The organism is Nostoc sp. (assembly GCF_036918015.1).
Classification (GTDB): domain Bacteria; phylum Cyanobacteriota; class Cyanobacteriia; order Cyanobacteriales; family Nostocaceae; genus Nostoc.
The window spans coordinates 85048-108408 of record NZ_JBALEO010000007.1; the positions used below are offsets into that span (position 1 = coordinate 85048).

Consider the following 23361-nt stretch of genomic DNA (forward strand, 5'->3'; position numbering starts at 1 on the left):
GATTTGATGATTTGATTAGGGTCTAAATTACCATTCAAATCTTAGAGGATGTTTGAAAAGTCGTGATTGATGTATCAAATATTTTTTACCCCTCCCTAACCCTCCCCTTATAAAGGGGAGGGAACCGGATTTTTCTTGTTTCCCCCCTTTACAAGGGGGGATTAAGGGGGGTGATTAAAATCATAGTCAAACACTTTTCAAACATCCTCTTAAGAGTTCCCAATTCCTAATTCCTAATTTTTAGCACCAAATGCAATTTATTTTGAATATTTATAGTCAATTGAATTGTTCTAACAATGTCTCAACACTAGCATTGCTATCCAAAAAAGAAAATAAATGCCAGTAGCGCAGTTTTCCTTCTTTATCTAATACAAATTGTGCTGGCAAAGGCGCTCCCAGCGCTTGTCCTGCTTGATATGTACGAAATACTCGACAACTAGGATCGCTCAATAGTGGCATTTTTAAGCCTAAATCTTTAACAACTATTTGACTCTGCCTTTCATCCGTACTAGTAATCATTAAAACTTCTATACCGCGATTTTTAAATTGTTCGTAATTTTCATTCAAAGCTTTGATGTGAGGAAAACAAAAAGGGCAATATTGCTTTTCGGTAAAAATGCGAGTAAAGGCGAGTAACACTGGTTGTTTGCCTTTATAATCAGACAATCTTACTAAAGTTCCGTTGGTAATATCTGGCAATTGAAAGTCTGGTGTTCCCACTCCCAATCTGAGTTGATTGCTAGCTGGAACTGGTAAAAAATTGCGGAAGAATCGCTCATTTAATAAGCCACTAAAGTCCGTTGAAGTCAACATATTTTTAACCTTGATTATTTAAATACTATTTTATAAAAAACCACAGATATTTACGGAGGTTGACATTGTTTAATGTGTATCTCTGTTTATCTGTGGTTCTCATTGATTTTGCTTTTAACTCCAAAAGGCTGGATTAGAGTTTTTTGGCTAGCGAAATTTAGACAGCAGAGAAGTAGACTTTAGACTTCACTGGGTCAGGATTCATTGTCTTGTCACCAGGTTGCCAACCAGCGGGGCAAACTTCATCAGGGTGAGACTGAACATACTGAATTGCTTGTAATGTCCGCAGAGTTTCATCAACGCTACGACCAAAAGCTAGATTGTTAATGGTGGCGTGCTGTATGATACCATCTTTATCGATGATGAACAGACCACGCAAGGCAATACCTGCTGCTGGGTCAAGAACGTTGTAATCGGCGCTGATTTCTTTCTTGATGTCGGAGACTAGAGGATAATTCAGGTCGCCGACGCCACCAGACTTACGATCTGTTTGAATCCAAGCGAGGTGAGAGAATTCACTGTCAACGGAAGCCCCAAGGACTTCGGTATTGATTTTCTTGAATTCTTCGTAGCGATCGCTAAATGCTGTGATTTCAGTAGGACAAACAAAGGTAAAGTCTAGTGGGTAGAAAAACAGAACGACATACTTACCGCGATAATCGGAAAGTTTGATTGTCTTAAATTCCTGATCTACCACAGCCGTTGCTGCAAAATCGGGAGCTTGTTGACCAACGCGGAGGCTTCCTTCGGTTCCGTAAGTAAGGGACATTAACCTAATTCTCCTTTATCGGTTTAGTAGCGTTGGAATTTGGGTCAAGTAAAATTTACCCATCCACGCTCTCACAGTTTAATTACGATCTGTTACGACTATATCATACTCATAACGATTTTGAGTAGCAAATGCCTGATTTAGATACAAGAGAATGGTTACTTACCAATGGCTTAGGAAGTTTTGCCAGCGGTACAATTTCTGATGTCCGCACACGCACCTATCATGGTTGGCTGTTTGCCGCCACAAACCCACCTTCTGGAAGGACTCTGCTGTTTTCGCACCTAGAAGCTAGCTTGGAAATATTAGGGCGCGTTGTGGCACTGGGGACAAATGTTTGGGGTAACGGTCAGATTGAGCGAACTGGCTACGAACAGCTACGCCGTTTTGATATTAACCCAGTTCCTAAATGGACTTGGGGTCAAGATAACTGGCAATTAACCAGGCAATTGGTGATGCCCTATGGTTTGGTGGGGATTGGGGAGCGGGGGAGCAGGGGAGCAGGGGAGCAGGGGAGCAGGGGAGAAGTTGCAGAAAGTTTTTCCCCTCTGCCCCTCTGCCCCTCCGCCCCTCTGCCTCTTATACCCAATGCCCAATTTTGCCATCGAATTTTAATCCAGTATCGCTACGAGGGAAGTGAAACAGCGATTTTACGGTTGCGGCTGTTGATAGCAGAACGTGACTTTCACCACCAGCAGACTGCTAGTCAAGAATTACAGTTTTCACAATTGCTAGGGGAACAGCAAGTCTGTTTACAAGCAATCAATTCTGGGCGCTTCGGCATACCTTGGCACTTGCGCTGGACACAAGGAAATTATCAACCAGATGCAGTTTGGTATTGGGATTATAGATTGTCTGAGGAGACAAAACGGGGATTAGGCGACAAAGAAGACCTCCACAGTCCTGGTTACTTGATAGTCACACTTCAACCAGGAGATACGGTGACTTTAGAAGCACGAGTCGGTTTTCCCGACTCAGTACCAGGTGTTCTCACCATCAAAACCTTCGCAGAAGCTGTGGAGGCAGAGCAAGAAAGGCTCTCACAGATTTTTGGACGGAGAGACTCAGGCAGGGGGGCAGGGGAGCAGGGGAGCAAGGGAGCAGAGGAGCAGAGGGGCAGGGGAGAAGGGGAGCGGGGGAATAATTACGAATATCCAATTCCCAATGCCCAATTCCCAATCTGGCAACAACTACTCAAAGCAAGCGATCAGTTTATCGTCTATCGAGCCTCAATTGCAGGCCCCACAGTCATTGCTGGTTATCATTGGTTTAATGATTGGGGACGCGATACATTAATCGCTTTACCGGGGTTGACACTAGTGCCACAGCGCTTTGACCTAGCAAAAGGAGTATTGCGAACTTTTGGGCATTATTGTCGCCACGGTTTGATTGCGAATGCATTTCCCGATCTCAATGGCGAACCAATTTATAACAGTATTGATGCGGCATTGTGGTGGATTGAAACTTTAGGACTTTATTTAGAAGCTAGCCAAGACTGGGATTTTTTAGCAGAGCAATTCCCTGTAGTACAGCAAATCTATAAAGCATTTGTCGGTGGTACACATTTCAATATCCAGGTCGATGCTACCGATGGGCTAGTTGGTTGGGATGCTCCTGGTGTAGCTCTCACCTGGATGGATGTGGTAATTGGGGCACACCCCGTTACACCCCGTTACGGGAAGCCGGTGGAAATCAATGCGCTGTGGTATTCTGCTTTATGTTGGCTGAGTCAGTGGGCAGAGCGCTTAAGCCAAATGGAATATGGCTCACCAGTGCGTCTCACTAAGCAAGCACAGCGTTATGCTAACCAAGCACAACACGTGAAAACCTCACTGCAAAAATTTTGGAATCCTCAGCTAGGTTATCTGTACGACACTATTGAGCCGGACGATCGCCGGAATTTTCAAATTCGTCCGAATGCCGTTTTGGCGCTGTCGCTACACCATTGTGGGTTTCCCGAACAGCAAGGGTGTCAGATATTAGATTTGGCAACTACCAGCTTGCTCACACCTTATGGTCTTCGCAGTCTCGATCCAGGAGATCCCGAATATAAAGGGAAATATGAGGGTAATCAACAGCAACGCGATCGCGCTTATCATCAAGGCACTGTTTGGACTTGGCTAATTGGGCCGTATATTCGGGCTTGGCAACGTTTTTATCCACAACAATCGCTGCCTTTTGATTGGCAACCCTTGATAGATCACTTTTTCTTTGACGCTTGTCTTGGTTCTATTTCTGAGATTTTTGATGGCGATTCCCCTCATACACCCAGAGGAGCGATCGCTCAGGCTTGGTCAGTTGCCGAAGTAATCCGCCACATTAAATAGTTGTAGGCATACAGATGGTCTTGGATAATTATTCTTGATTAATATCCATTCACAAATTAATATTGCTAGTTTTAATCTACAAAACTCTTACCATACAAGATTTTTATTAATTGATCTGATTATCCAAAAGTGACTAGAGATTTTCGATGATTTCACCAATTGAGTCCGCAAAACCAAAGATGTTTATTTTCTTCTGTGAGAAAATATGTGATGATAAAACTCCATGAATAAGATGTAGTATTATTTGTAGCAACAATGTCTTTCAGCCTGAAATTTAGATATTCTACAGGATTGATGATTGACAGCGCAATTAATATTAATAAAGCTGATTTTATATTTCCTTATTATAAAAAACATCATATCTTAACGCTAAATAGGCCAAAAGAAGTATAGATATAAATTGAGAAATCAATTAATAAAATAAAGGGCAAAAAATCAAGTCCACGTAGGAATAATTGTAAATAAAATGACTCAAACTAATAATAAGACTAACCTTCAAGAGGAAACAGATTTAGGGACTTTCATTGCTCAGGCTACTACTACAGATAAATGGCAAGTATTGTCTTACAGTGCTCCAATTCTACCTATACATGCCGCTCTACTTCGTACTGGTAAGATATTCTTTTTCTGTGGCTCAGGTAACGATCCCAATCGGTTAAATACTCCCTATGACAGTGTGGTTTGGGATATCAACAAGGGAACCTTTTCCCGGCAAGCGCCTCCATTGGATAGTAACAATCAACCTATGGATCTTTTTTGCGCTGGTCACTCCTTCCGCCCTGATGGTCTTTTACTGGTTGCAGGTGGAACTTTGCGCTATGACCCATTTTATGGTTCACCCTATGCTCTGATGTTCGATCCCATTGCTGAGAAATGGGTCAAGATCCTATCAATGAATAATGGTCGCTGGTATCCTACTGTGTTAACACTAGGCAGCGGTCGAGTCTTAGCAGTGTCTGGCCCGGATAAAGATGGCAAGCTCAATAGACAACCAGAAATTTATTCTGCTTTCTTTCCAAATGGTTGGAAAGCTTTTCCAACAACTAGTGCTTTACCGGCATACGCGCATTTGTTTCTATTAAGTAGTGGAAAAATTTTTTATTCAGGTGCCCAGATGGGTGGCACTGGAGTAACACCAAGGATATTAAGCCTGCCAGAGACATTTACACAATCCATTACAGAAACAGTAGTGACAGGGCTGCAAGACATAGCTTTTGGCGATCAAGCTGCCAGTCTCCTTTTACCACCTGCACAAGATCAAAAGGTGATGATTCTCGGTGGGGGTAGTGGTAAGACAGCAACAAAGAGGGTAAATATTGTCGATTTAAAAGCTAATAATCCAACTTACGTAGCAGCAAAGCCTTTAAACTATGCTCGGATGCATCACAGCGCAGTTATATTGCCCGATCGCACAGTGTTTGTTTGCAATGGTAGCAAAATGAATGAAGATACAACACAATCAATGCTGCCAGCAGAAATCTACAATCCAGCTACAAATACCTGGACAGTAGTAGCTAAACAAACTGTCCCCCGCGTATATCACTCGGTGGCCTTGCTGCTACCAGATGGTAGGGTAGTCGCAGCTGGGGGGAACCCTCAACGGAGGGTCAATGAACTGCGATTAGAAATCTATAGTCCTGCGTATATGTCGCGATCGCGTCCAGTTATTCAGAGCGCTCCTCAAACTGTTACCTACGGGCAGCAATTTACGATTCAGACACCCCAAGCTGCGAATATTAAGTGGGTTAGTCTGATTAGACCAATGGCAACTACCCATTCCTGCGATACAGAACAAAGGTTAGTGGATGCACCCATTATTTCTAGAAACGCTACTTCTCTCAAGGTCACGGTCATAAACAATCGAAACATCGCACCCCCAGGCTGGTACATGCTTTTTATTAGTGACAAGAATGGAACACCTTCAGTAGCAACCTGGACGCAAATATATTAGAGGATGTTTGAAAAGGGTTTGCTTGAGCCTCAAGTGCTACTCAGAAGCGCGATCTTAAATCCCAAAACTCCGATTCTCTCGTAGCAGTTTCTCGGTAGCCAGGGTAGTGAAACACACGCTTGAGGACTTTTCAAACAACCTCTTAGCCTTATCTGTTTATGTTCACACTGCTACCTAATAAAAGTCATTAATTTTAGGAAGGAAAATATGAATTACAAGGTATCACGTCGCCGATTTGGACAGTTGGCACTTGCTGGAACTGTAGTATCTGGACTTAGTTATCTAACCAAGAAAGCTTTGGCAGAAACACCAAGTTTAAATATTGTAGGTATAGGTTCTAGCCCGCTGGTTACTACTGACCAAACGGTTATTACAGAGGTAAACACCACTGAATTAGTAGAGAACACTGCCTTAAACAGTGTCAGCACAGATATTAAGCCTGTAGGACTAGTTTTGCAATCCTTAATGACAGGAAAGGCTCAAGTACTTACGGATAAAAGTACACCTCTATTAGAGCCTAATGAGATATTGAGTGGTTTTACCTCTTTAAGCGATGGCACACTTGTTGTAGCCATTACTCCGGTTGCGATTAGTCGGAGACAGCCGACACCTACTCGCATTACATTTTTGGGTACGCCTGTAAAAAGTTTGATAGTCTCAGGACTTAAACCAAATCAACAGCTTGGGAGCTTGCTAGGTACTAATGATGGGCGACTCATTGGTCTAGTAGGAAAGAAGAATGGTACACCACCGATCAGATTGGTAGATATTAATCTTCAAACAGGAGAGATAAGTTCTATTAGTAAGATTAAATTCCTGGACGATGAGCGGGTCAGCAATCTAGCTGAGTGCCCAGATGGAATACTTTATACCTCTCTAGTTGGTGCGTATGGTGAGACAACTCTGGTGCAGATAGATCCAAATCAAAAAAAGCCCATCAGACTAGGACAATTGAAAGTTAATGGTCAAGCATGGAATAATGGCTTACAAAGCTTAGTTTGCTCTACAACAGGTCAACTCCTCGCCTTTGGAGCGATGAGATATGAGACACCTAATGCTGTGTTTATTGTTGATAAGAAGAGTGGAAATATGACTCGGCTACAAGACTTTGATACTGCTCAGATTACGCGTACTCGTGCTTAGAAGGAATTAATCTGATATCTCTAGCAAAAAAAACTGCCTAGCCCTCATCTTTGCTTGAGGGCTTTTTATTGGCATTGATTGGTACAGCTTATTATTAAGAATATTTTTGACTTATTTTCTAATTAGTTATAGCGGTTATCAGTTTAGTGAGGTATAAGAACCCCACCCCCAACCCCCTCCCCGCTCTTCGAGAGGGGACTATGATGTACCTCGTGTGATTAGGAAACGCTATACCCCTGGAAATTCTGATTGATACAGAACAGCAGTAACTTAAGCAAATTTATAATAATTTTAAGAGATAGCTTAGATCGGGAAAGGTTGCCGATGTTCAAAACTTACTCATTAGATTCTCCTTTGGAGTACAGCGATCGCCTTTTCGACAGCTAAGAATCTAATGAGAGAGCGTGTTAGCATAACTAACCGGAGGTATTGCTAATTGTTAATTACGACGGAAATTTCTCTTGCGTTGTTTGTGTCGAGCGACTTCTTTGCGCTTGTGTTTTTCCAAAGGCGTTTCAAAGTGACGATTCTTTCTCATGTCTGGAAAAATACCTGCTTTGGAAACTTCCCTCTTAAATCGGCGTAAGGCTGACTCAATTCCTTCATTTTCGCCCACAAATACTTGGGTCATTTATCATCTCCTACTTAATTGGTACTGGGCAATTTAAGCCATCCAGTAGACCGGAGCGCAAAAAGGGCAGATAATGATTCTGCCCTTTAGACGTTAAAACTTAATTTTTGATCTTAAAGCTTAGTAGAAAGCTTAGTAGCGGGATCTATTGTATCCACCACCACCACCACCGCCGCGGCGATCGCCACCACCACCACCAAAAGAACCACCTCTATCTTCTTTTGGTTTAGCCTTATTGACTTTGAGGTCGCGTCCCATCCACTCAGCTCCATCAAGAGCGTCAATGGCAGCTGTTTCTTCAGCTTCTGTGCCCATCTCTACAAAGGCAAAGCCGCGTGGACGACCTGTTTCACGGTCAGTAGGTAACTGAACCCGCTTTACAGTACCGTGTTCGGCAAACACAGAATTGAGGTCATCTTGTGTGACCTCGTAGGATAGATTACCTACATAAATTGACATGCATTATCTCCAAAATCATAGGTGTGTAGAGATTTAGATTTCGGAGGCAAGCTTGTTAAGACCAAAAGGGAAAAGCCTGTCAATACTAAAAACAAAGAATGTAACCGAATTTTATTCTCACTTGATTATCTTAGCACATCATTGAGTTCTTACCCAGCGTAACTCAAGATTGGGGGTTGGAGATTGGGCACAAAAGGCAGAATTGCAAAGGGGCACAGAGGAAAAACTTACTGCAAATTCTCCTCTGTTTTTCCACTCATTCATAGCAATTTGAAAAATGATTGCGACGGATGGATTCACAGCAAGCCAGACGCAGCAAGGCAATTCCCAATCCAAAATCTCAAATTTAAAATCTAAAATGGTATCATCATTCCCCAGTACCCAGTCTCCTCATAATATTGATTAGCAGAAATTCCCCAAATAATTGCAGAATAAATGCAGTTCGTCATTGTTACTAATTGGAAATGCCGACTACACTTGCTGACGCACAAAATTTACTTTCTGACCTGATCGCTCGCTACTGTGGGCGTGTAGATTATCTGATGATTCGCCTTGAAGAAGCAGAAGGGACTGATATCTTGTTGCGTGGCGACAAGGTAGAAACCCTCAGTGAAGGCATCTCCATTGGTGGTCATATTCGCGCTTGTTATAAAGGCGGATGGGGGTTGAGCTGCTTTAACCATCTGGCAACAATCAAAGATCGCATAGAAGAAGCGATCGCAGCTGCGCGGATGGTTGGTGATGAAGAAACTTTACTTGCACCCATTGACCCGGTGCAAGCAGTATGCATTCTACCCCTAAAAGGTACTGACCCCCGAAACATCCCACTATCGCAGAAAAAACAATTGTGCGATCGCTATGCCCAATTGCTTAAAAGCGTCGATCGCCGAATTACCACTACCTCGGTGCGTTATGGTGACAGCGCCCAAAAAGTGATCATTGCTACTTCCGAAGGTACTTTGATCGAGCAATCTTGGGTGGATATGGAAATGCGCTTTGCCGCCACCGCCAGAAATGGCGAAACCGTACAAACTGGACGGGAAACGACTGGCTCTCGCAAAGCTTACGAAGATTTAACTAGTTTGGATGAACAGGTACAAGGTGCTGCTCAAAGAGCGATCGCCGCTTTATCTCTACCACCAGTCAAAGGCAACACTTACACTGTAGTCATTGACCCAATTCTCACGGGTTTATTCGTCCACGAAGCCTTCGGACATCTTTCTGAGGCTGATATGGCTTACGAAAACCCCGATCTCCTGGAAGTTATGACCATCGGACGGCGGTTTGGCCCAGAAGAACTGCAAATTTTTGATGGTGCGGCTCCAGAGGGACATCGCGGTAGCTATTTTTACGACGATGAAGGCACACCTGCCACTACTACTCAGCTAATTAAAGATGGAGTTTTAGTGGGACGTTTACATTCTCGTGAAACTGCTGGCAAATTGGAGGAAGCGCCTACGGGTAACGCCCGCTGTCTTAACTATCACTTTACTCCCATTGTGCGGATGACAAATACCTGGATTGAACGGGGTAAAACACCAGTTGCAGACTTATTTACCGATATCAAAGAAGGAGTTTATGCCCGTAATTGGTTGGGTGGGATGACGAATGGGGAAATGTTCACCTTTAGTGCTGGGGAAGCGTGGATGATTAGGAACGGCAAAATTGCTGAACCTGTCCGAGATGTGACGCTTTCGGGAAATGTATTCCAAACTTTAGCGGATATTGAGGCACTTGGTGATGATTTTTACTGGGATGAATCTGGTGGTTGTGGTAAGGGAGGGCAAAATGGTTTGTCAGTGGGTTGTGGTGGCCCTAGCCTCCGAATTCGAGATGTAGTAGTTGGCGGGGAAACATGAACTATCCACTTTAGTTGTAAGAATCATAATCTGCAAAAGAATAGGAATTGGTTTTGCCATAACCTCTGCCAGACGAACAACACAATTGAGTATAGCGATCGCTTTGCACTAATGCTTAACGTGAGTTTCCAACGGAGGCTCACGTTAATTCTTAAATTTTTAAGGTGAGTAACATCCCTCCCAAGTATGAAATTAACTCATAACTCTAGGTAGTAGCGCTAGTATTTGAAAAATAGCTACTCTAGATAAAGTTGATTCAATATCGACTCTAATTTGATTCATCACACTAATCCTCCGTGGCGCGTGCTGGGGATTTACTGTTAGTCGTCTGGATAGTCCAAAATTATTCATAATTGATTCCTTGCAGACTCGTTACTACTGCGCTAAGGTAATTCGTAATTAAAGACTATTTCAGACTCTTATTTAAACACCCAAACTCAAACAAAGCCACGTATAGATAAAGGGCAATTACACATAAAAATTACGAATTACGAATTACGAATTAGTTAAACGTTCCTTAGCACAGCGACAGATATGAAAGCAGATCAACTCCTGAAAAACTATGCCGCAGGTGTCAGAGACTTTACTGGTGTCAACTTGAGCGAAGCCAATTTAAGGGAAGCTAATCTCAGTGGCGTAATTTTAGATCGAGCAATTTTAGATGGAGCTAATCTGAGTCACGCTAATTTAGCCCACGCTAGTTTGATTGAAGCAGACTTAAATGGAGCAGATTTGAGCAATGCGGATCTCAGTAGTAGCAATTTAAGCGGAGCAATTTTGGATGGAGCTATCTTGGATGGAGCAGATTTGGATGGAGCTAATTTGAGTCATGCTGATTTGACGGTTGCGAAATTGATTGAAACTAATTTGAGTGAGGCGGATTTGCAGGAAGCAAACTTGATAGCGGCGAATCTAGATGGAGCGGATTTAAGTGGTGCAGACTTAACTGTAGCTGACTTATCCCAGGCAAATCTCACTCAAGCAGATTTGAGCCAGACAAATTTGAGCGGAGCCAATTTGGATGGAGCCAATATAGAAGGAACTATTTTGGATGAGAATGTTTAATCTCATTTTCTTACAGAGCAAGGGTTTTGGGTTGCTGACTCAATACATTAACCAAAACAGTACCTCGGAACACCAAGATTAATCTCCTCTCCGCAGGCGTGACAGCTTACACACAAGTTTTTTAGAGTTGCAATGGCATTATTTTGACTGACAATGCGATTGTTTCGACTAACAATGCCATTGTTTCGGCTAAGGGACTTTTCCAGTTAAACAAATATTCTATTGTAGGGGCGCAAGTCCTTCATAGATGTCAATTTAACGCTAAACCCGCTTGGTGACACAACGTTTTGCCCTCACCCCCAGCCCCTCTCCCTTGGGGAGAGGGGAGTTAGACATTACAATTCCCCTTCTCCCTTGGGAGAAGGGGGATGAGGGGCTTAAGTTGACACCAATGAAGGCCTTGCGCCCCTACAAATATACAAATAATTTGGGATAATAATTTATTTTTTGCAAGTCCCTAACAATACCATTGAGATGAGAACTTGGAATGTTGCACAAGAGTCTATAACTTGTGTGTACACACGATCGGCTTCTCAGAAAAAGTCAGGTGGATATATTTTCTATACACAAGGATATTACTGTGAAAAAGTTTGCTACAAGTATTGTTATTTACGATTGTCATAATTAAAACAATTGACTCTCAACTATCAATGGTGAATTCTACCCTCGTCGTCACACTCTATGTCAACCCTATGACAGGGAATGATAGCAATACTGGTTCACGGTTGAGTCCATTTAAAAGCCTCACCCGTGCTTTAAAAGTAACCAAAATCCCGACGATAATTCATCTGGAGTCGGGGACTTACAACGCCGCTAGTGGTGAGGTGTTTCCACTAATCGTCCCTGGAGAAGCGACAGTGGTGGGTAATGAAGCTAACAAAGGTGCAGAGATTGTAATTTCTGGGAGTGGCGAGTTTCAAAGTCCCAGTTTTGGTATACAAAATATTACGCTGCTCTTGGTAGATAATGCCAGTCTTTTAGGTGTAACTGTCACCAATACCTCAGCCAAAGGTACTGGTATCTGGATTGAATCGGCTGCACCTACTTTAAGTAACAATACTCTGAGTAACTGTGGGCGGGAAGGTGTGTTTACCACTGGTACTGCCAAACCCGCAATTTTAGATAACGTATTTGTGCAAAATACTGCTAGCGGGTTAGTAATGGCAGGTCATAGCCAGGGAGAGGTACGGCGGAATGTATTTCAAAGAAACCCTTTAGGCATAGCAATTAGTGACTTTGCTGCGCCAACGATCGCCAATAATAAATTATCAGAAAATCGCACCGCGATCGCACTTTCTCGCAATGCCCAACCTGTACTACGTCAAAATCTCATTGCTAACAATACTCAAGGTGGTTTATTAGTCAATGGCAATGCAGTCCCCGATTTAGGTAATACCGAAGATCCAGGTGATAATATTTTTCGCGATCATATTGAATTTGATTTATATAATGCCACTACACAAAAGCTAGTTTCCGTAGGTAATCAATTAAATCCGTCTTTAGTCAAGGGTTTAGTAGAATTACTCCCAAACAATCGAGTCGCCACTTTGACCGAATCCTCATCTCCCGAATTAGAGGGACATTGGGCAGAACCATTTATTCAAGCATTAGCGAGGATGGATTTAACTCATGCGTTTGCCAATGGTAGCTACCAGCCAGATAAACCCATGACTCGCGCCCAGTATGCAGCTTTGGTAGCGATCGCTTTTAACCCATTTCCCAAAATCTCAGCACCTGATTTTACGGATGTACCCAAGGATTTTTGGGCTTATAGCGCTATCCAAATCGCGGCTAGCGGTGGCTTTGTTGGCGGATTTAGCGATCGCACCTTCCGCCCCGATCAAAGTGTGCAGCGGCTACAGGTGATTGTCTCCTTAGTAAACGGACTGGGACTACCAGCTGTCGATCGCGGTGTTTTAGAAATATATAGCGATCGTCATACCATCCCCGACTACGCTAGGACAGCTGTTGCTACTGCTACACAACGGGAAATCGTTGTCAACTATCCAAATCCGAAAGTACTTGCACCTTTACGTTTGGCAACACGTGCCGAAGTTGCAGCGATGGTTTATCAGGCATTAGTCGCCATTGGGCGAACATCTGCGATTAAATCAGTCTATGTGGGGTTGCATTCTAGAAGTTGACAAGTAGAATAAGGAACACTGCCTATTGGCTTGACAACTATTGGAAAAATAAACCATGTAGTTAAAAGCACGCTAGGCTAATATGCGATGGGTGACAAATTTAAGACCTATTGCCTAAAGCTAATAGCCCCATGTTAACAACACTTCCAGACACCTCTGCCAACTTGGCGATCGCCTTATTAATTAACTATAGTTTCGATCTCAGTGGGTATAGTGCCAATGAGCTAGTTGAGCGTTGGCAAACGCAATACCCCCTTAATTGGCTACACCTGGCAGTGATTGAGGCACTATATCAAGGTCGTTATAAAGCCGTTTCCGTACAGCAAATTTTAGTATTTTGGCAGCGCCGGGATCAAGCTACATATCATTTCAACATGGAATTTGAACGGATGATTTGTAGCAAATTTCCCCAAAGCTTAACGTCATCGGCTGCACCAGTTCTACCGCCAGCCAAGAAAAAACCCACTCTAGAGCAAGTTACGAGTCCTCAATTACCACCAGCTAGGATTCGCAATGGCTATCAACACAACAATACTGCGACTCTCCAACTGAAAAGTTATGAACCAAAGACATCTTTGAGTGAAGAAGATGGCAAGCAGGAAGATAGAGATAATAAAACTGTCTTGAAGTCTCCGCTTTCAGGGAAATTTACCTCTTCGGCAACCCTTGAGCGATTATCTGCTGTCAGCCAGAGGCAAACTTCACAAGAAAGTCCAGCGCTTTCCCCATCACCAAACCATCATCAACGACAGCCAAAACTGCTCCCACCGGCTCCTATTCATGCCCCAATCGGGCAATTTACCCCCGAAACAAGCGATCGCTCTGATTCTTTTACATCTAAACTCAAAGCTATGTCTGGGGAGCAGGGGAGCAGGGGAGCAGGGGAGCAGAGGAGCAGGGGAGCAGAGGGGAGAATGACGAATGACGAATGACAAATGACAAATGACAAATGACGAATGACAAATGACAAATGACAAATGACAAATGACAAATGAGATTTTATTCTGCAACTAACAGCTTAAAGCGTTCATCGTCGGCAATATCATCAAAATCTAGGTCAGTTGCTGCGTCTTCTTTATACCTGGGATTAAGTTCAATCGCTTGTTGTAGAGTTAACAGAGATCGGTCAACTTGTCTTTGCAGTGCGTAACAGGCTGCTTTGTTGTAATAGGCACTGGCGTAATCTGGCTTAATTTCTAAGGCTTTGTTAAAACTAGCGATCGCTTCATCATCGCGTCCCAATCTTACCAATGTATAACCGTGTTTATCCCAGATTTTGGGAGAATTAGGTTGGAATTCCAGCGCTTTCTCAAAGGAGACGATTGCCTCTTCGTATTGTTCTAATGCTACTAGGGAAAGACCGCGATTTAACCAGGCAACGGCGTCGTCAGGTTTGATTTGCGTAGTTTTGTCAAAGGAGGCAAAGGCTTGCTGATGTTGTTGTAAGTTTCCAAAAGCAACGCCGCGATCGCACCAAGCTTGATGATAATCTGGCTGAATCGCAATCGCTTTATCGTAGGATGCGATCGCATCTTGGTAGCGTTTCAATCTTCCTAGAGTTAAACCACGTTTTAACCAAGTTACAGGTTCATCAGGTTGGATTTTCACTGCTTGGTTATAAGCTGCGATCGCATCTTCATAGCGCTTTTGAGAAAACAGATCGTCTCCCTGTTTTACATACTCATCAGCAGTGAATTCTGGTTGTTGTGGCTGTTCCTGTATTTCTTGTTCAAATTCAAAATTCACCACTTCTAGAATCGATTCTGGCGTAATTTCAGTTAGTTCTTGAAGAATCAGATCCTTTCTTTCTTGGGCATCCAATTGTAACTCAGAGAGTTGAGAAACAAACTCAGTTTCTAATCTTTCTAACTTCTCTAAAATGAGAATCTTTTGTTGTTGAGCATTCCATTGTAATTCTGAGAATTGCGAACTAAACTCAGAACCAGATTTTTCTAAATTCTCAATGATTAGCTCTTTGGATTTTTGAGCATCAACTTGTAATTCAGATAATTGCAATTTAAATTCTGACTGCAATACTTCTAAACTCGCAATAATTTTATTTTTTTGTTCTTGAGCATCTACCTGTAATTCAGATAATTGAGATTTAAGTTCCCGCTCAAATATACCTAAACTATCAACGGCAATCTCTTTTTGTTGTCGAGCATCAACCTGTAATTCAGATAACTTTTCTACAAGTTCTACCTGTAATTTTGTTAAACTTTCAAAAATTATATCTTTTTGCTGTTGAGCATCAGACTGCCATCCAGAAAGTTGAGATGTGAACTCAGACTTTGATATTTCTAAATCAGTAACGGCTAGTTCTTGCTGTTGCTGCACACCTAACTTTAACTTAGACAGTTCTTCTGCCATAACAGATGCTAATTTTCCTAAATTCTCCAGTGCTATATCTTTTTGTTGTTGAGCATCAAACTCTAATTTAGATAATCCTGAAGCAAATTTTGACTCTAAATTTTCTATATTTTCTTGAGATTTTTTTAGTTCCGCTTCTAATCTACTTAATATCTGTGCTTTAGCTAAATCTAGATCGGAGATCAGAATAGATACATTTTCTTGTTCATTTTTAATTTTTTGTTGTAAAGTAGTTGCTTCCTGTTCTAATTCATAATTTATTTTTTTCGCATCTTGAATAACATTTTCAGCTTCTTGTTTAACGGTGGTTAGCTGATTTTGTAATTTTTCCATTCCCTGGACTTGTTGCATTGCCCTATCAACAATTTCCCGAATTATCACCCGTCGCAACAGCCATAACAAAGCAATGACTGCGACTGGAAAGAGACTTAGTATAACTAGCCAAATATCGAGTAATATAGTTGTGCGGCTAAAAGTGCTTTTAAAATCAGATTGAACTTGCTGTTGAATTCGTTTTTCTGCTCGTAGTCGTGCTAACTCTTCCCGTTCTGAATTCGATAACACCGGAGTCGGAGTTAGTGCTGGGTTTGGTGATGGTGCAGATTGTCCACTGGCGATTCCAATGGATAACAATAAGGGTAAAAATACAATAGTACTTTTTCCAATTAAAGCGAAAACAGCTTGATTTTTGCTCTGCATAACAACCATCTGAGTCTGTTGGTCAGTTTTTGAAGCGGCGTGCCTCTCTCCAATCTATAACAGAATTAAGTGGTTAAATGTTGTAGAGGGAGTGTAAAATTCTGAGCTATCCTTAACTAATCCGTTTTCTCGTCCTGAGTGTACGTACAACTTTAGTCGTAGAGTGTAGTCAAATTTGGGACACTTTTTGGTGAGGTACTACTATAATGTTACTACGTTGCGATCGCTGCTAAAGATGGTGAAAGTCAAGCAGTAAAAATAATAATTTATCAGCCAGTGGAAGACAAAATGCGAAAGCATCGACGCTTTTTTAGACCATCCACCGAACAAGGTTCGGACTTTGTTTTTACAGATAACAGGGCGTTTAAACTAAAAGTTCTACCTGTATGGGAAGTGTCATGTGTGGTTACTTCGCATTAACATTAGATTATCTACGGTCAGTAGATTACTTGTCCTCAAATTAACTTAACAAAGGCGGTAGAAAATGGGTCGCATAAATCCTTACACACTGCAATTGCAGATTACCCGAATGTTTGAGCAAGGGCAATCATTGTTTGCCACAACCAAGGTGCAGGAATGGTTGAAAGAACGTAAACATAATCCAGAAGATTATGACATTCTTTTCCATAAAAAACCCGCACCTCCTGGTTCCAAAGAAGTGATGGTTGTGGAAATTGAATTACGCCGCAAAGATGGACAACCTGTAGATCCGTGGTTGCAGGAACAAGCGAATCTCCATGCCTGATTTTCGCAACTATAGCAGTCCTAAATTAGATGTGAGAACTTCTTTTTCTTTTCTTGGCATTTCGCAGAAAAAGCGGTTTGTTTATTTTCACACTTAGATAGGATTGCTATATGTGAGGGCTACGCCTACGCCCAAACTCAAAACATAACCTACTGTAAATATTGAAATAAGTTTACACAAAATTTATATATATTTGACAATCTTAAAGATTTAACAAAGATCATCTTTTGTTGGTTATTTCTTAACCTATGTACATTGGTTAAAAGTTTATTTAAGTGAAATTACAGAATTATTCATTTTTTAGCTTCGGAGCTTTTTCTGATGAAATTAGCTAAAGATATTAGCGTTGCGGCTTTTGCTGTTGCGATCGCGGTTGCTGCTGTTGTTAAACCGACGCAAGCTGCCTTAGTGAATTATGATTTTACCGTAAATGCGACATCTGGCGATCGCCCCGGTCAGTATTTCGGCTCTTTTCGGTATGATGACTCGACCTTAACTGCGATCGGTGAGGAAAATCTAGGCGTTAGCAATGGATTATCTATTGTATTTGACTACTTAGGGACTCAGTATACAGAGGCAAGTGATTTTGATTATCCATCATCTCCTGTAGTCAGCTTTACAAATGGCAACCTGTCAGGACTGAGCTATTTAGTCGAAGATCGGTTTTTGATTGGTAACGATCCAGGTAATCCAAATAGAGGAGGAACAAAATTTTATAGCATTCTGAGTGCTGACTTATTGTCTACAACAGAGGTGGGTGCGGTCACTTACTCTAAAAGTACATCCGTACCAGAACCGATGACTCTTGGTGGTATAGCGATCGCTAGTGCTATGGCATTCGGAATGAAACCCAAAAGACTATCTAAAGTAACAAATTAATAGTCCTACTTTGAAAATTAATATAGAGACGTTAGATAATAACGTCTCTACACACATAGTTATACCAATTTGAAAAAAGAATGCGACAAATAGACCATTTGTAGAGACGCGATTCATCGCGTCTTTACCCAGGATGTGTTGCAATCATTAATTGAATTGGTATTAAGTAAAACTACCAGTAGGATTCTTACGTCTAATGGCAATTACAGATGGTTTGGGAAGACTTCTAGGTTGACCCTTACCACCGTCAGCAGTTGAGATGTTGCTTGGCCAACTACTACCACGAGGGACAGTCCGAGCCTGATTGAATGTAACACCATTCAAATCCAGTAATTCAATCTCACGACTCAAAATCGTACCATCATTAATTGGGCTATCTTCGCCGGGATGTTGTACCGAAATAATCAGCGTATCTCCCACAAAAGTTGGCCCGGTCATCTCACAACGCACTGGCCCATGAGCAAAAGGTATTACCTCTCCGGCATTCTTACCAGTAGTAGGAATATAGAATAGCCAGTTATTACCGAAAACTCCTGTGAAGTTAGAAACATTACCACTGGCTGTGTGGTCGATGGTAGTTACTGTCCCGGCAGCACCGACATTAAAACCATTATGAGTGGTGGTAGACATATCCGTTACACCCCAAATATTTGCCTTATTGTCGAACACTAAGTTATCTACATTGGCAAAACCAGCACCAGAAATAGATCCGGCTTCGCCACCCTGAGCAAATCTTTGCCAACGGAAGGTTAGACCAGTACCATCGGTACTATCTTCAATAATTTTGTACAATCCCCCGGATTGCTGCGTTGCGTTGACATTTGTACTCAACTTGGCAACTTGGAAAATGCGCGAATCTGGATAACCGTCGCTTCCTGGCGCACCATCAGTATAGGCAATGAACACTTCTTTGGTGTTTGGATGCACTTCTATATCTTCTGGACGTGCGGTGGGCGTTCCGCCAGCCAAATTCGCTGCTAAGAAAGCATCGCTGAGAATAGCACCTTGGGAAGTGTAGAAGTCAGATAGTTTTTTACCTTGATAAGCAGGCAGTCTCTCTGCTTCATTGGTGCGATCGACTGCGAGGGAACCACCATCTGTAGTTTGACCTGCAATCCCATTGCGTTTTGGTAGTGGTAAAAGACCATTTCTTTGAGCCGAACCCAAAGCAGCAAATTCTACAGAAGAAATTACCGATGGCGGAATGGGATTGGTGGGAGCGTTTAAATTTAACGGTATCCATTGACCCGTACCATTTGGATTGTAGCGGGCGGCATACAATGTACCACTTTCCCACAAACTGCTGTTAGCTTTATTGGTTGGTGAAGAAATAACACCTGCGCTGACAAATTTCCAGGTGTGTCCCCCACGTCTGTCATCACCCATATAGGCGATTAATGGCTTCCCAGCTTCGGCACGGATGGCAACGTTCTCATGACGGAAACGACCCAGTGAAGTATGTTTGCGAGGGCGGAAATTCGGATTAACAGGGTCAATTTCGACAATCCAACCGTATTTTTCACCAACTAAACCGAAGGTCTTACCAGTAGTACCATCGATGTAACCTGTTTGAGTACCATTAGGGTTGACTGATTCTGTGACACCAACAAAAGCTCCTACACTTCCTTGAAAGTTTTCTTCAGCACTTAAAATAGTTCCCCAAGGAGTTGTACCGCCAGAACAGTTATACGCAGTGCCAATAATTTTGTCGCCTAGTCCATCGGAAGATAGGTTAAATACTTGGGTTGCAGCTGGGCCAGTTGCGATGAGATAGTTTTGATCGCCTTTTTGGTAGCTACGACTTCCCCAAGAAGTGACATTTTTATATTCATCACTCCTTTGGCTATTAATTCCCAGCCCAGAAAGACCATGAAGGCGGCGATTTCTTGCATCACCTTTAACCACAGCATAACGGTTACTAGAATTACGTCGGGAGATGCGGACGATTGATCCGCCTAAGTTATATAGAACTTCGCCGTCAAATTCAATACCTCTGGTGGCAGGTAAAGCCCAACCAATCACTGATTCAAAGGTGGTAGGCAATCCTTTAACATCAGCAGGAGCTTCTGGTGCTAGATCGGAAAATGGAAAACTCACATATTCGTGATTGACCCACAAATAGCCGACATCGTTAGTTCTGCCCAGAGGAATGAAACCTGTATAATCGTTGTTGTAACCAAAATATTCATCTTTGTTAGGAAAGACGCGATCGCCCCAGCTGATAATTACATAACGTTCGTACTCTGGTGGCACTACCACATCATCAACTACGTTGTAGCTATTTAACTTCGCATTTGCAGATACATTGATTACCTGTCCCTGACCGATTCCCGTTGGCAAGAAACTTTTCTGCTGTTTATAAACGGGTAAGGAATGGGGTAAGCGCACTGGTGTAAAGCTCAGTCGCCTGTTGCTTGCTCCTGCAATACTAGAAACACCATCTATAATCGTCTCACTCAAGACAGCCGCACCAGCACTGCCAGCAAAAAATACTAAAATTTGTCTGCGACTTAATTTAGACATTAAACTCTCCTCTGTTGTGACACTAAAAATTTCATAAAGGCAAATCTTGATTACTGACAAAAAAAGCCATCAATTATTTACGTCAAATGCCGCAGATTTTGAATGGTAATTAACCTGTTATTAACAAAATGTTTTTGCTATTTAGGTTACATAACCAGACAAAAATTTTCACTTTTTCATATAATCTAATTACCAAAAATTAACCCAAGGTTATATCTTGATTAATGGAGATTTATTCTAAAATTAACTAAAACCTTTGTTGTCTATGAAATTTCACGAGAATAAGAGGATGTTTTAAAAGTGGTCAGCTGTAATTTTAGGCACTTCTAGATCCCCCTAAATCCCCCTTAAAAAGGGGGGAACCGGAATCAAAGTCCCCCTTTTTAAGGGGGATTTAGGGGGATCTAGAACGTTTTGCTACCAAGAAGAGGACTTTTCAAACAACCTCTTAGAGATGCAACGCGTAGCTTTTTAGTTCAAAATTTAACTCTGAATTCTGTCTTGTTAAATAAACTTACTGCGAGAATTTTTTGGGCGGATACCAATTACAGATGGTCGGGGAATACCTGTAGCTTGCTCCTTACCACCATCATTTTTTGAGATATTACTCGGCCAACTACTGCCACGAGGTAAACTCCGAGTTTGATTGAATGTAGTACCATTCAAATCTAGTAATTCAATGCTGCGACTCAGCATTGTGCCATCGTTAATTGGACAATCTTCACCAGGATGCTGTACTGAAATAATCAGTGTATTTCCGACAAAAGTTGGCCCGGTCATTTCGCAACGCACTGGCCCATGAGCAAACGGTATTACCTGTCCGGCATTTGCACCACTGGTAGAGATAAAAAATAGCCAGTTATTACCGAAAACTCCGGTAAAATCAGAAACATTACCACTAACAGTATGATCGATTTTGGTTTGCTTACCTTCAGCACCAACATCAAAACCGTTGTGAGTGTCGGTAGACATATCCGTGACACCCCAAACATTTCCCTGATTGTCAAAAACTAGATTATCAACGTTGGCAAAACCAGCACCATTAACTGAACCGGCTTCGCCACCTTGGGCAAATCTCTGCCACCGGAAGGTTAAACCTGTGGCATCGGCACTATCTTCAATAATTTTGTACAGTCCTCCTGATTGCTGAGTCGCATTGGCATCTGTACTTAACTTAGCAACTTGAAAAATCCGCGAATCAGGATAGCCATCACTTCCCGGCGCACCATCTGTATAGGCAATGAACACTTCTTTGCTAGTTGGATGCACTTCTATATCTTCGGGACGCGCTGTAGGAGTTCCCCCGACTAAATTTGCAGCTAAAAAGGCATCACTCAGAACAGCACCTTGGCTAGAGTAGAAGTCAGAGAGTTTCTTATTTTGATAATCAGGTAGTGCTTTTGCTTCGTTAGTGCGATCGCATTTAAATGTACCACCATCTTTGGTTTCACCTGCAATCCCATTGCGTCTCGGTAATGGTAAAAGACCTTCTTTTTGTACCTTCTGCAACGCAGCAAATTCTACAGAAGATAGAACTGTCGGCGTAATTGGATTGGTAGCAGTAGTTAAAAGTAACGGTATCCATTTACCTGTACCGTCTGGATTGTAACGGGCAACATACAAAGTTCCCTTTTCCCACAAGCTACTGTTAGTTTTACTGGTGGGTGAAGAAATAGTGTTTGCACTGACAAATTTCCAAGTGTGTCCCCCCCGTCTGTCATCACCCAAGTAAGCAACCAATTTTTTGCCTTTTTCAACGCGCAGGGCAACATTTTCATGGCGAAAACGACCCAACGAAGTGTGTTTGCGGGGGCGAAATTTCGGATTTTTGGGGTCAATCTCTACAATCCAGCCGTATTTTTCGCCAACTAATCCAAAAGTCTTGCCGATAGTTTTCTCTGTATAATCTGTCTGAGTACCATTAGCTTTGACTCCTTCTGTGAAGCTATTTTGGAAGTTCTCTTCCGCAGATAAAATCGTTCCCCAAGGAGTTTTACCGCCAGAACAGTTGAAAGCTGTACCAATAATTTTGTTGCCCAATTCATCAGAGGAGAGATTAAAAACTTGGCTTGCAGCCGGGCCAGTTCCGATTAAATAATTTTTATCACCTTTTTGGTGGTTGCGACTTCCCCAAGCTGTGATACTTTTGTAGTCATCATTGCGTTGGCTATTGATTCCTAACCCAGAAAGACCATGAATGCGGCGATTTTTAGGATCTTTGACTACAGCAAAACGTTTATTCTTATTTTGGCGAGAGATGCGGACGATTGAGCCGCCTTGATTATATAAAAATTCACCTTCAACTTCAATATTTCTGCTGGAGGGTAAAGCCCAACCAATTACCTTTTCAAATGCGTCGGGCAATCCTTTAAGATCGGATGAATCTTGTACTACTAAAGTAGAAAATGGAAAACTAATATATTCATGATTCACCCATAAATACCCTACATTATCAGTTTTACCAATCGGAATAAACCCAGTAAAATCGTTATTGTAACCAAAATAATCATCTTTGTTAGGAAAGACGCGATCGCCCCAACTGACAATTACATAACGTTCGTATTCTGGTGGCACTACCACATCATCAATAACGTTGTAACTACTTAACTTAATATCCGCAGATGCATTAACTACTTCTCCTTGACCAATTCCTGTTGGCAAGAAATTTTTCTGTTGTTGATAAATTGGTAGGGGATGTGGTAAACGTACAGGTGTAAAGCTTATACTAGCGGTTTTTGCCTCTGCAACTCTAGCAAAACCATTTAGAAGTTTGTCTCCCAAAATAGCAGCACCAGCACTGCCAGCAAAAAATATTAAAAGTTCTCTCCGACTTAATTTAGACATCAAACTTTCCTCTGAGTGACAGAAAAAATTAGTAGAAATAAACTCTAATTTATGAAAATTTACGGTATTTAAAATAGCTAATAACTTATTAATAATAAAGGGATGATTATTTTATTATTTACTCTAGTTGACAATGATTA

16 protein-coding genes are annotated in these 23361 nt (G+C 42.0%); 9 read left to right on the top strand and 7 right to left on the bottom strand.

All coding sequences use genetic code 11. From position 1 onward, the window contains the following. Positions 1-276: 276 nt before the first annotated feature. Both V7K61_RS01145 and V7K61_RS01150 read right to left on the bottom strand, forming a co-directional pair. On the bottom strand, positions 277-813 hold the full coding sequence (locus V7K61_RS01145; RefSeq protein WP_335050196.1) for a peroxiredoxin family protein: 537 nt from the start codon (positions 811-813) through the stop codon (positions 277-279). A 157-nt stretch (positions 814-970) separates the two neighbouring features. Further along, positions 971-1582: a peroxiredoxin gene (locus V7K61_RS01150; RefSeq protein WP_094350168.1), complete on the bottom strand. Its 612-nt coding sequence runs from the start codon at positions 1580-1582 to the stop codon at positions 971-973. A gap of 131 nt (positions 1583-1713) precedes the next feature. Between V7K61_RS01150 and V7K61_RS01155 the strand changes: the two genes are divergently transcribed. The 3 genes from V7K61_RS01155 (at position 1714) to V7K61_RS01165 (ending at position 7003) form a co-directional block, all read left to right on the top strand. Beyond that, complete coding sequence (locus V7K61_RS01155; RefSeq protein ID WP_335050198.1) at positions 1714-3909, top strand: amylo-alpha-1,6-glucosidase; 2196 nt, start codon at positions 1714-1716, stop codon at positions 3907-3909. Between the two features lie 466 nt (positions 3910-4375). Next, the gene (locus V7K61_RS01160) at positions 4376-5860 is read left to right on the top strand and encodes a galactose oxidase-like domain-containing protein (RefSeq protein WP_335050200.1); all 1485 of its coding nucleotides are present in this window, start codon (positions 4376-4378) and stop codon (positions 5858-5860) included. Positions 5861-6067: 207 nt separating this feature from the next. Continuing rightward, positions 6068-7003: a hypothetical protein gene (locus V7K61_RS01165; protein ID WP_335050202.1), complete on the top strand. Its 936-nt coding sequence runs from the start codon at positions 6068-6070 to the stop codon at positions 7001-7003. Between the two features lie 439 nt (positions 7004-7442). On the opposite strand, the gene rpsU is transcribed toward V7K61_RS01165, so the two are convergent. Both rpsU and V7K61_RS01175 read right to left on the bottom strand, forming a co-directional pair. Then, the gene (gene rpsU, locus V7K61_RS01170) at positions 7443-7634 is read right to left on the bottom strand and encodes a 30S ribosomal protein S21 (RefSeq protein ID WP_069073774.1); all 192 of its coding nucleotides are present in this window, start codon (positions 7632-7634) and stop codon (positions 7443-7445) included. A 132-nt stretch (positions 7635-7766) separates the two neighbouring features. Beyond that, complete coding sequence (locus V7K61_RS01175) at positions 7767-8093, bottom strand: RNA recognition motif domain-containing protein (protein WP_292730931.1); 327 nt, start codon at positions 8091-8093, stop codon at positions 7767-7769. A gap of 464 nt (positions 8094-8557) precedes the next feature. Between V7K61_RS01175 and V7K61_RS01180 the strand changes: the two genes are divergently transcribed. The 4 genes from V7K61_RS01180 to V7K61_RS01195 all read left to right on the top strand — a co-directional run bounded on the left by V7K61_RS01180 (position 8558) and on the right by V7K61_RS01195 (position 14093). Next, positions 8558-9952, top strand: coding sequence for a TldD/PmbA family protein (locus tag V7K61_RS01180; RefSeq protein WP_335050204.1), 1395 nt, complete (start codon positions 8558-8560; stop codon positions 9950-9952). A gap of 534 nt (positions 9953-10486) precedes the next feature. Beyond that, on the top strand, positions 10487-11017 hold the full coding sequence (locus V7K61_RS01185; RefSeq protein ID WP_334836549.1) for a pentapeptide repeat-containing protein: 531 nt from the start codon (positions 10487-10489) through the stop codon (positions 11015-11017). Between the two features lie 650 nt (positions 11018-11667). Then, positions 11668-13161 (top strand): DUF1565 domain-containing protein, encoded by a 1494-nt coding sequence (locus V7K61_RS01190; protein WP_335050206.1) that lies wholly within the window; start codon positions 11668-11670, stop codon positions 13159-13161. 131 nt (positions 13162-13292) lie between these two features. Next, positions 13293-14093 (top strand): hypothetical protein, encoded by an 801-nt coding sequence (locus V7K61_RS01195; protein ID WP_335050208.1) that lies wholly within the window; start codon positions 13293-13295, stop codon positions 14091-14093. A 67-nt stretch (positions 14094-14160) separates the two neighbouring features. Here V7K61_RS01195 and V7K61_RS01200 read toward each other — a convergent pair whose 3' ends face one another. Beyond that, a complete protein-coding gene (locus V7K61_RS01200; RefSeq protein WP_335050210.1) occupies positions 14161-16230 on the bottom strand; it encodes a tetratricopeptide repeat protein in 2070 nt (689 codons plus the stop codon). Positions 16231-16714: 484 nt separating this feature from the next. On the opposite strand from V7K61_RS01200, the gene V7K61_RS01205 reads away from it, so the two are divergent. Both V7K61_RS01205 and V7K61_RS01210 read left to right on the top strand, forming a co-directional pair. Further along, positions 16715-16975: a hypothetical protein gene (locus V7K61_RS01205; protein ID WP_099102761.1), complete on the top strand. Its 261-nt coding sequence runs from the start codon at positions 16715-16717 to the stop codon at positions 16973-16975. 321 nt (positions 16976-17296) lie between these two features. After that, a complete protein-coding gene (locus V7K61_RS01210; RefSeq protein ID WP_335050213.1) occupies positions 17297-17854 on the top strand; it encodes a PEP-CTERM sorting domain-containing protein in 558 nt (185 codons plus the stop codon). A 162-nt stretch (positions 17855-18016) separates the two neighbouring features. Here the strand turns inward: V7K61_RS01210 and V7K61_RS01215 are convergent, their stop codons facing one another. Then, a complete protein-coding gene (locus V7K61_RS01215) occupies positions 18017-20377 on the bottom strand; it encodes a PhoX family protein (RefSeq protein ID WP_335050215.1) in 2361 nt (786 codons plus the stop codon). A 504-nt stretch (positions 20378-20881) separates the two neighbouring features. Continuing rightward, on the bottom strand, positions 20882-23221 hold the full coding sequence (locus tag V7K61_RS01220) for a PhoX family protein (RefSeq protein ID WP_335050217.1): 2340 nt from the start codon (positions 23219-23221) through the stop codon (positions 20882-20884). Between the last annotated feature and the right edge of the window lie 140 nt (positions 23222-23361).

What these genes read in the sequence shown, in the direction of transcription:
- V7K61_RS01145 (WP_335050196.1), bottom strand. Translation starts at nt 813, where the DNA reads ATGTTGACTTCAACGGACTTTAGTGGCTTATTAAATGAGCGATTCTTC.
- V7K61_RS01150 (WP_094350168.1), bottom strand. Translation starts at nt 1,582, where the DNA reads ATGTCCCTTACTTACGGAACCGAAGGAAGCCTCCGCGTTGGTCAACAA.
- V7K61_RS01155 (WP_335050198.1), top strand. Translation starts at nt 1,714, where the DNA reads ATGCCTGATTTAGATACAAGAGAATGGTTACTTACCAATGGCTTAGGA.
- V7K61_RS01160 (WP_335050200.1), top strand. Translation starts at nt 4,376, where the DNA reads ATGACTCAAACTAATAATAAGACTAACCTTCAAGAGGAAACAGATTTA.
- V7K61_RS01165 (WP_335050202.1), top strand. Translation starts at nt 6,068, where the DNA reads ATGAATTACAAGGTATCACGTCGCCGATTTGGACAGTTGGCACTTGCT.
- rpsU (WP_069073774.1), bottom strand. Translation starts at nt 7,634, where the DNA reads ATGACCCAAGTATTTGTGGGCGAAAATGAAGGAATTGAGTCAGCCTTA.
- V7K61_RS01175 (WP_292730931.1), bottom strand. Translation starts at nt 8,093, where the DNA reads ATGTCAATTTATGTAGGTAATCTATCCTACGAGGTCACACAAGATGAC.
- V7K61_RS01180 (WP_335050204.1), top strand. Translation starts at nt 8,558, where the DNA reads ATGCCGACTACACTTGCTGACGCACAAAATTTACTTTCTGACCTGATC.
- V7K61_RS01185 (WP_334836549.1), top strand. Translation starts at nt 10,487, where the DNA reads ATGAAAGCAGATCAACTCCTGAAAAACTATGCCGCAGGTGTCAGAGAC.
- V7K61_RS01190 (WP_335050206.1), top strand. Translation starts at nt 11,668, where the DNA reads ATGGTGAATTCTACCCTCGTCGTCACACTCTATGTCAACCCTATGACA.
- V7K61_RS01195 (WP_335050208.1), top strand. Translation starts at nt 13,293, where the DNA reads ATGTTAACAACACTTCCAGACACCTCTGCCAACTTGGCGATCGCCTTA.
- V7K61_RS01200 (WP_335050210.1), bottom strand. Translation starts at nt 16,230, where the DNA reads ATGCAGAGCAAAAATCAAGCTGTTTTCGCTTTAATTGGAAAAAGTACT.
- V7K61_RS01205 (WP_099102761.1), top strand. Translation starts at nt 16,715, where the DNA reads ATGGGTCGCATAAATCCTTACACACTGCAATTGCAGATTACCCGAATG.
- V7K61_RS01210 (WP_335050213.1), top strand. Translation starts at nt 17,297, where the DNA reads ATGAAATTAGCTAAAGATATTAGCGTTGCGGCTTTTGCTGTTGCGATC.
- V7K61_RS01215 (WP_335050215.1), bottom strand. Translation starts at nt 20,377, where the DNA reads ATGTCTAAATTAAGTCGCAGACAAATTTTAGTATTTTTTGCTGGCAGT.
- V7K61_RS01220 (WP_335050217.1), bottom strand. Translation starts at nt 23,221, where the DNA reads ATGTCTAAATTAAGTCGGAGAGAACTTTTAATATTTTTTGCTGGCAGT.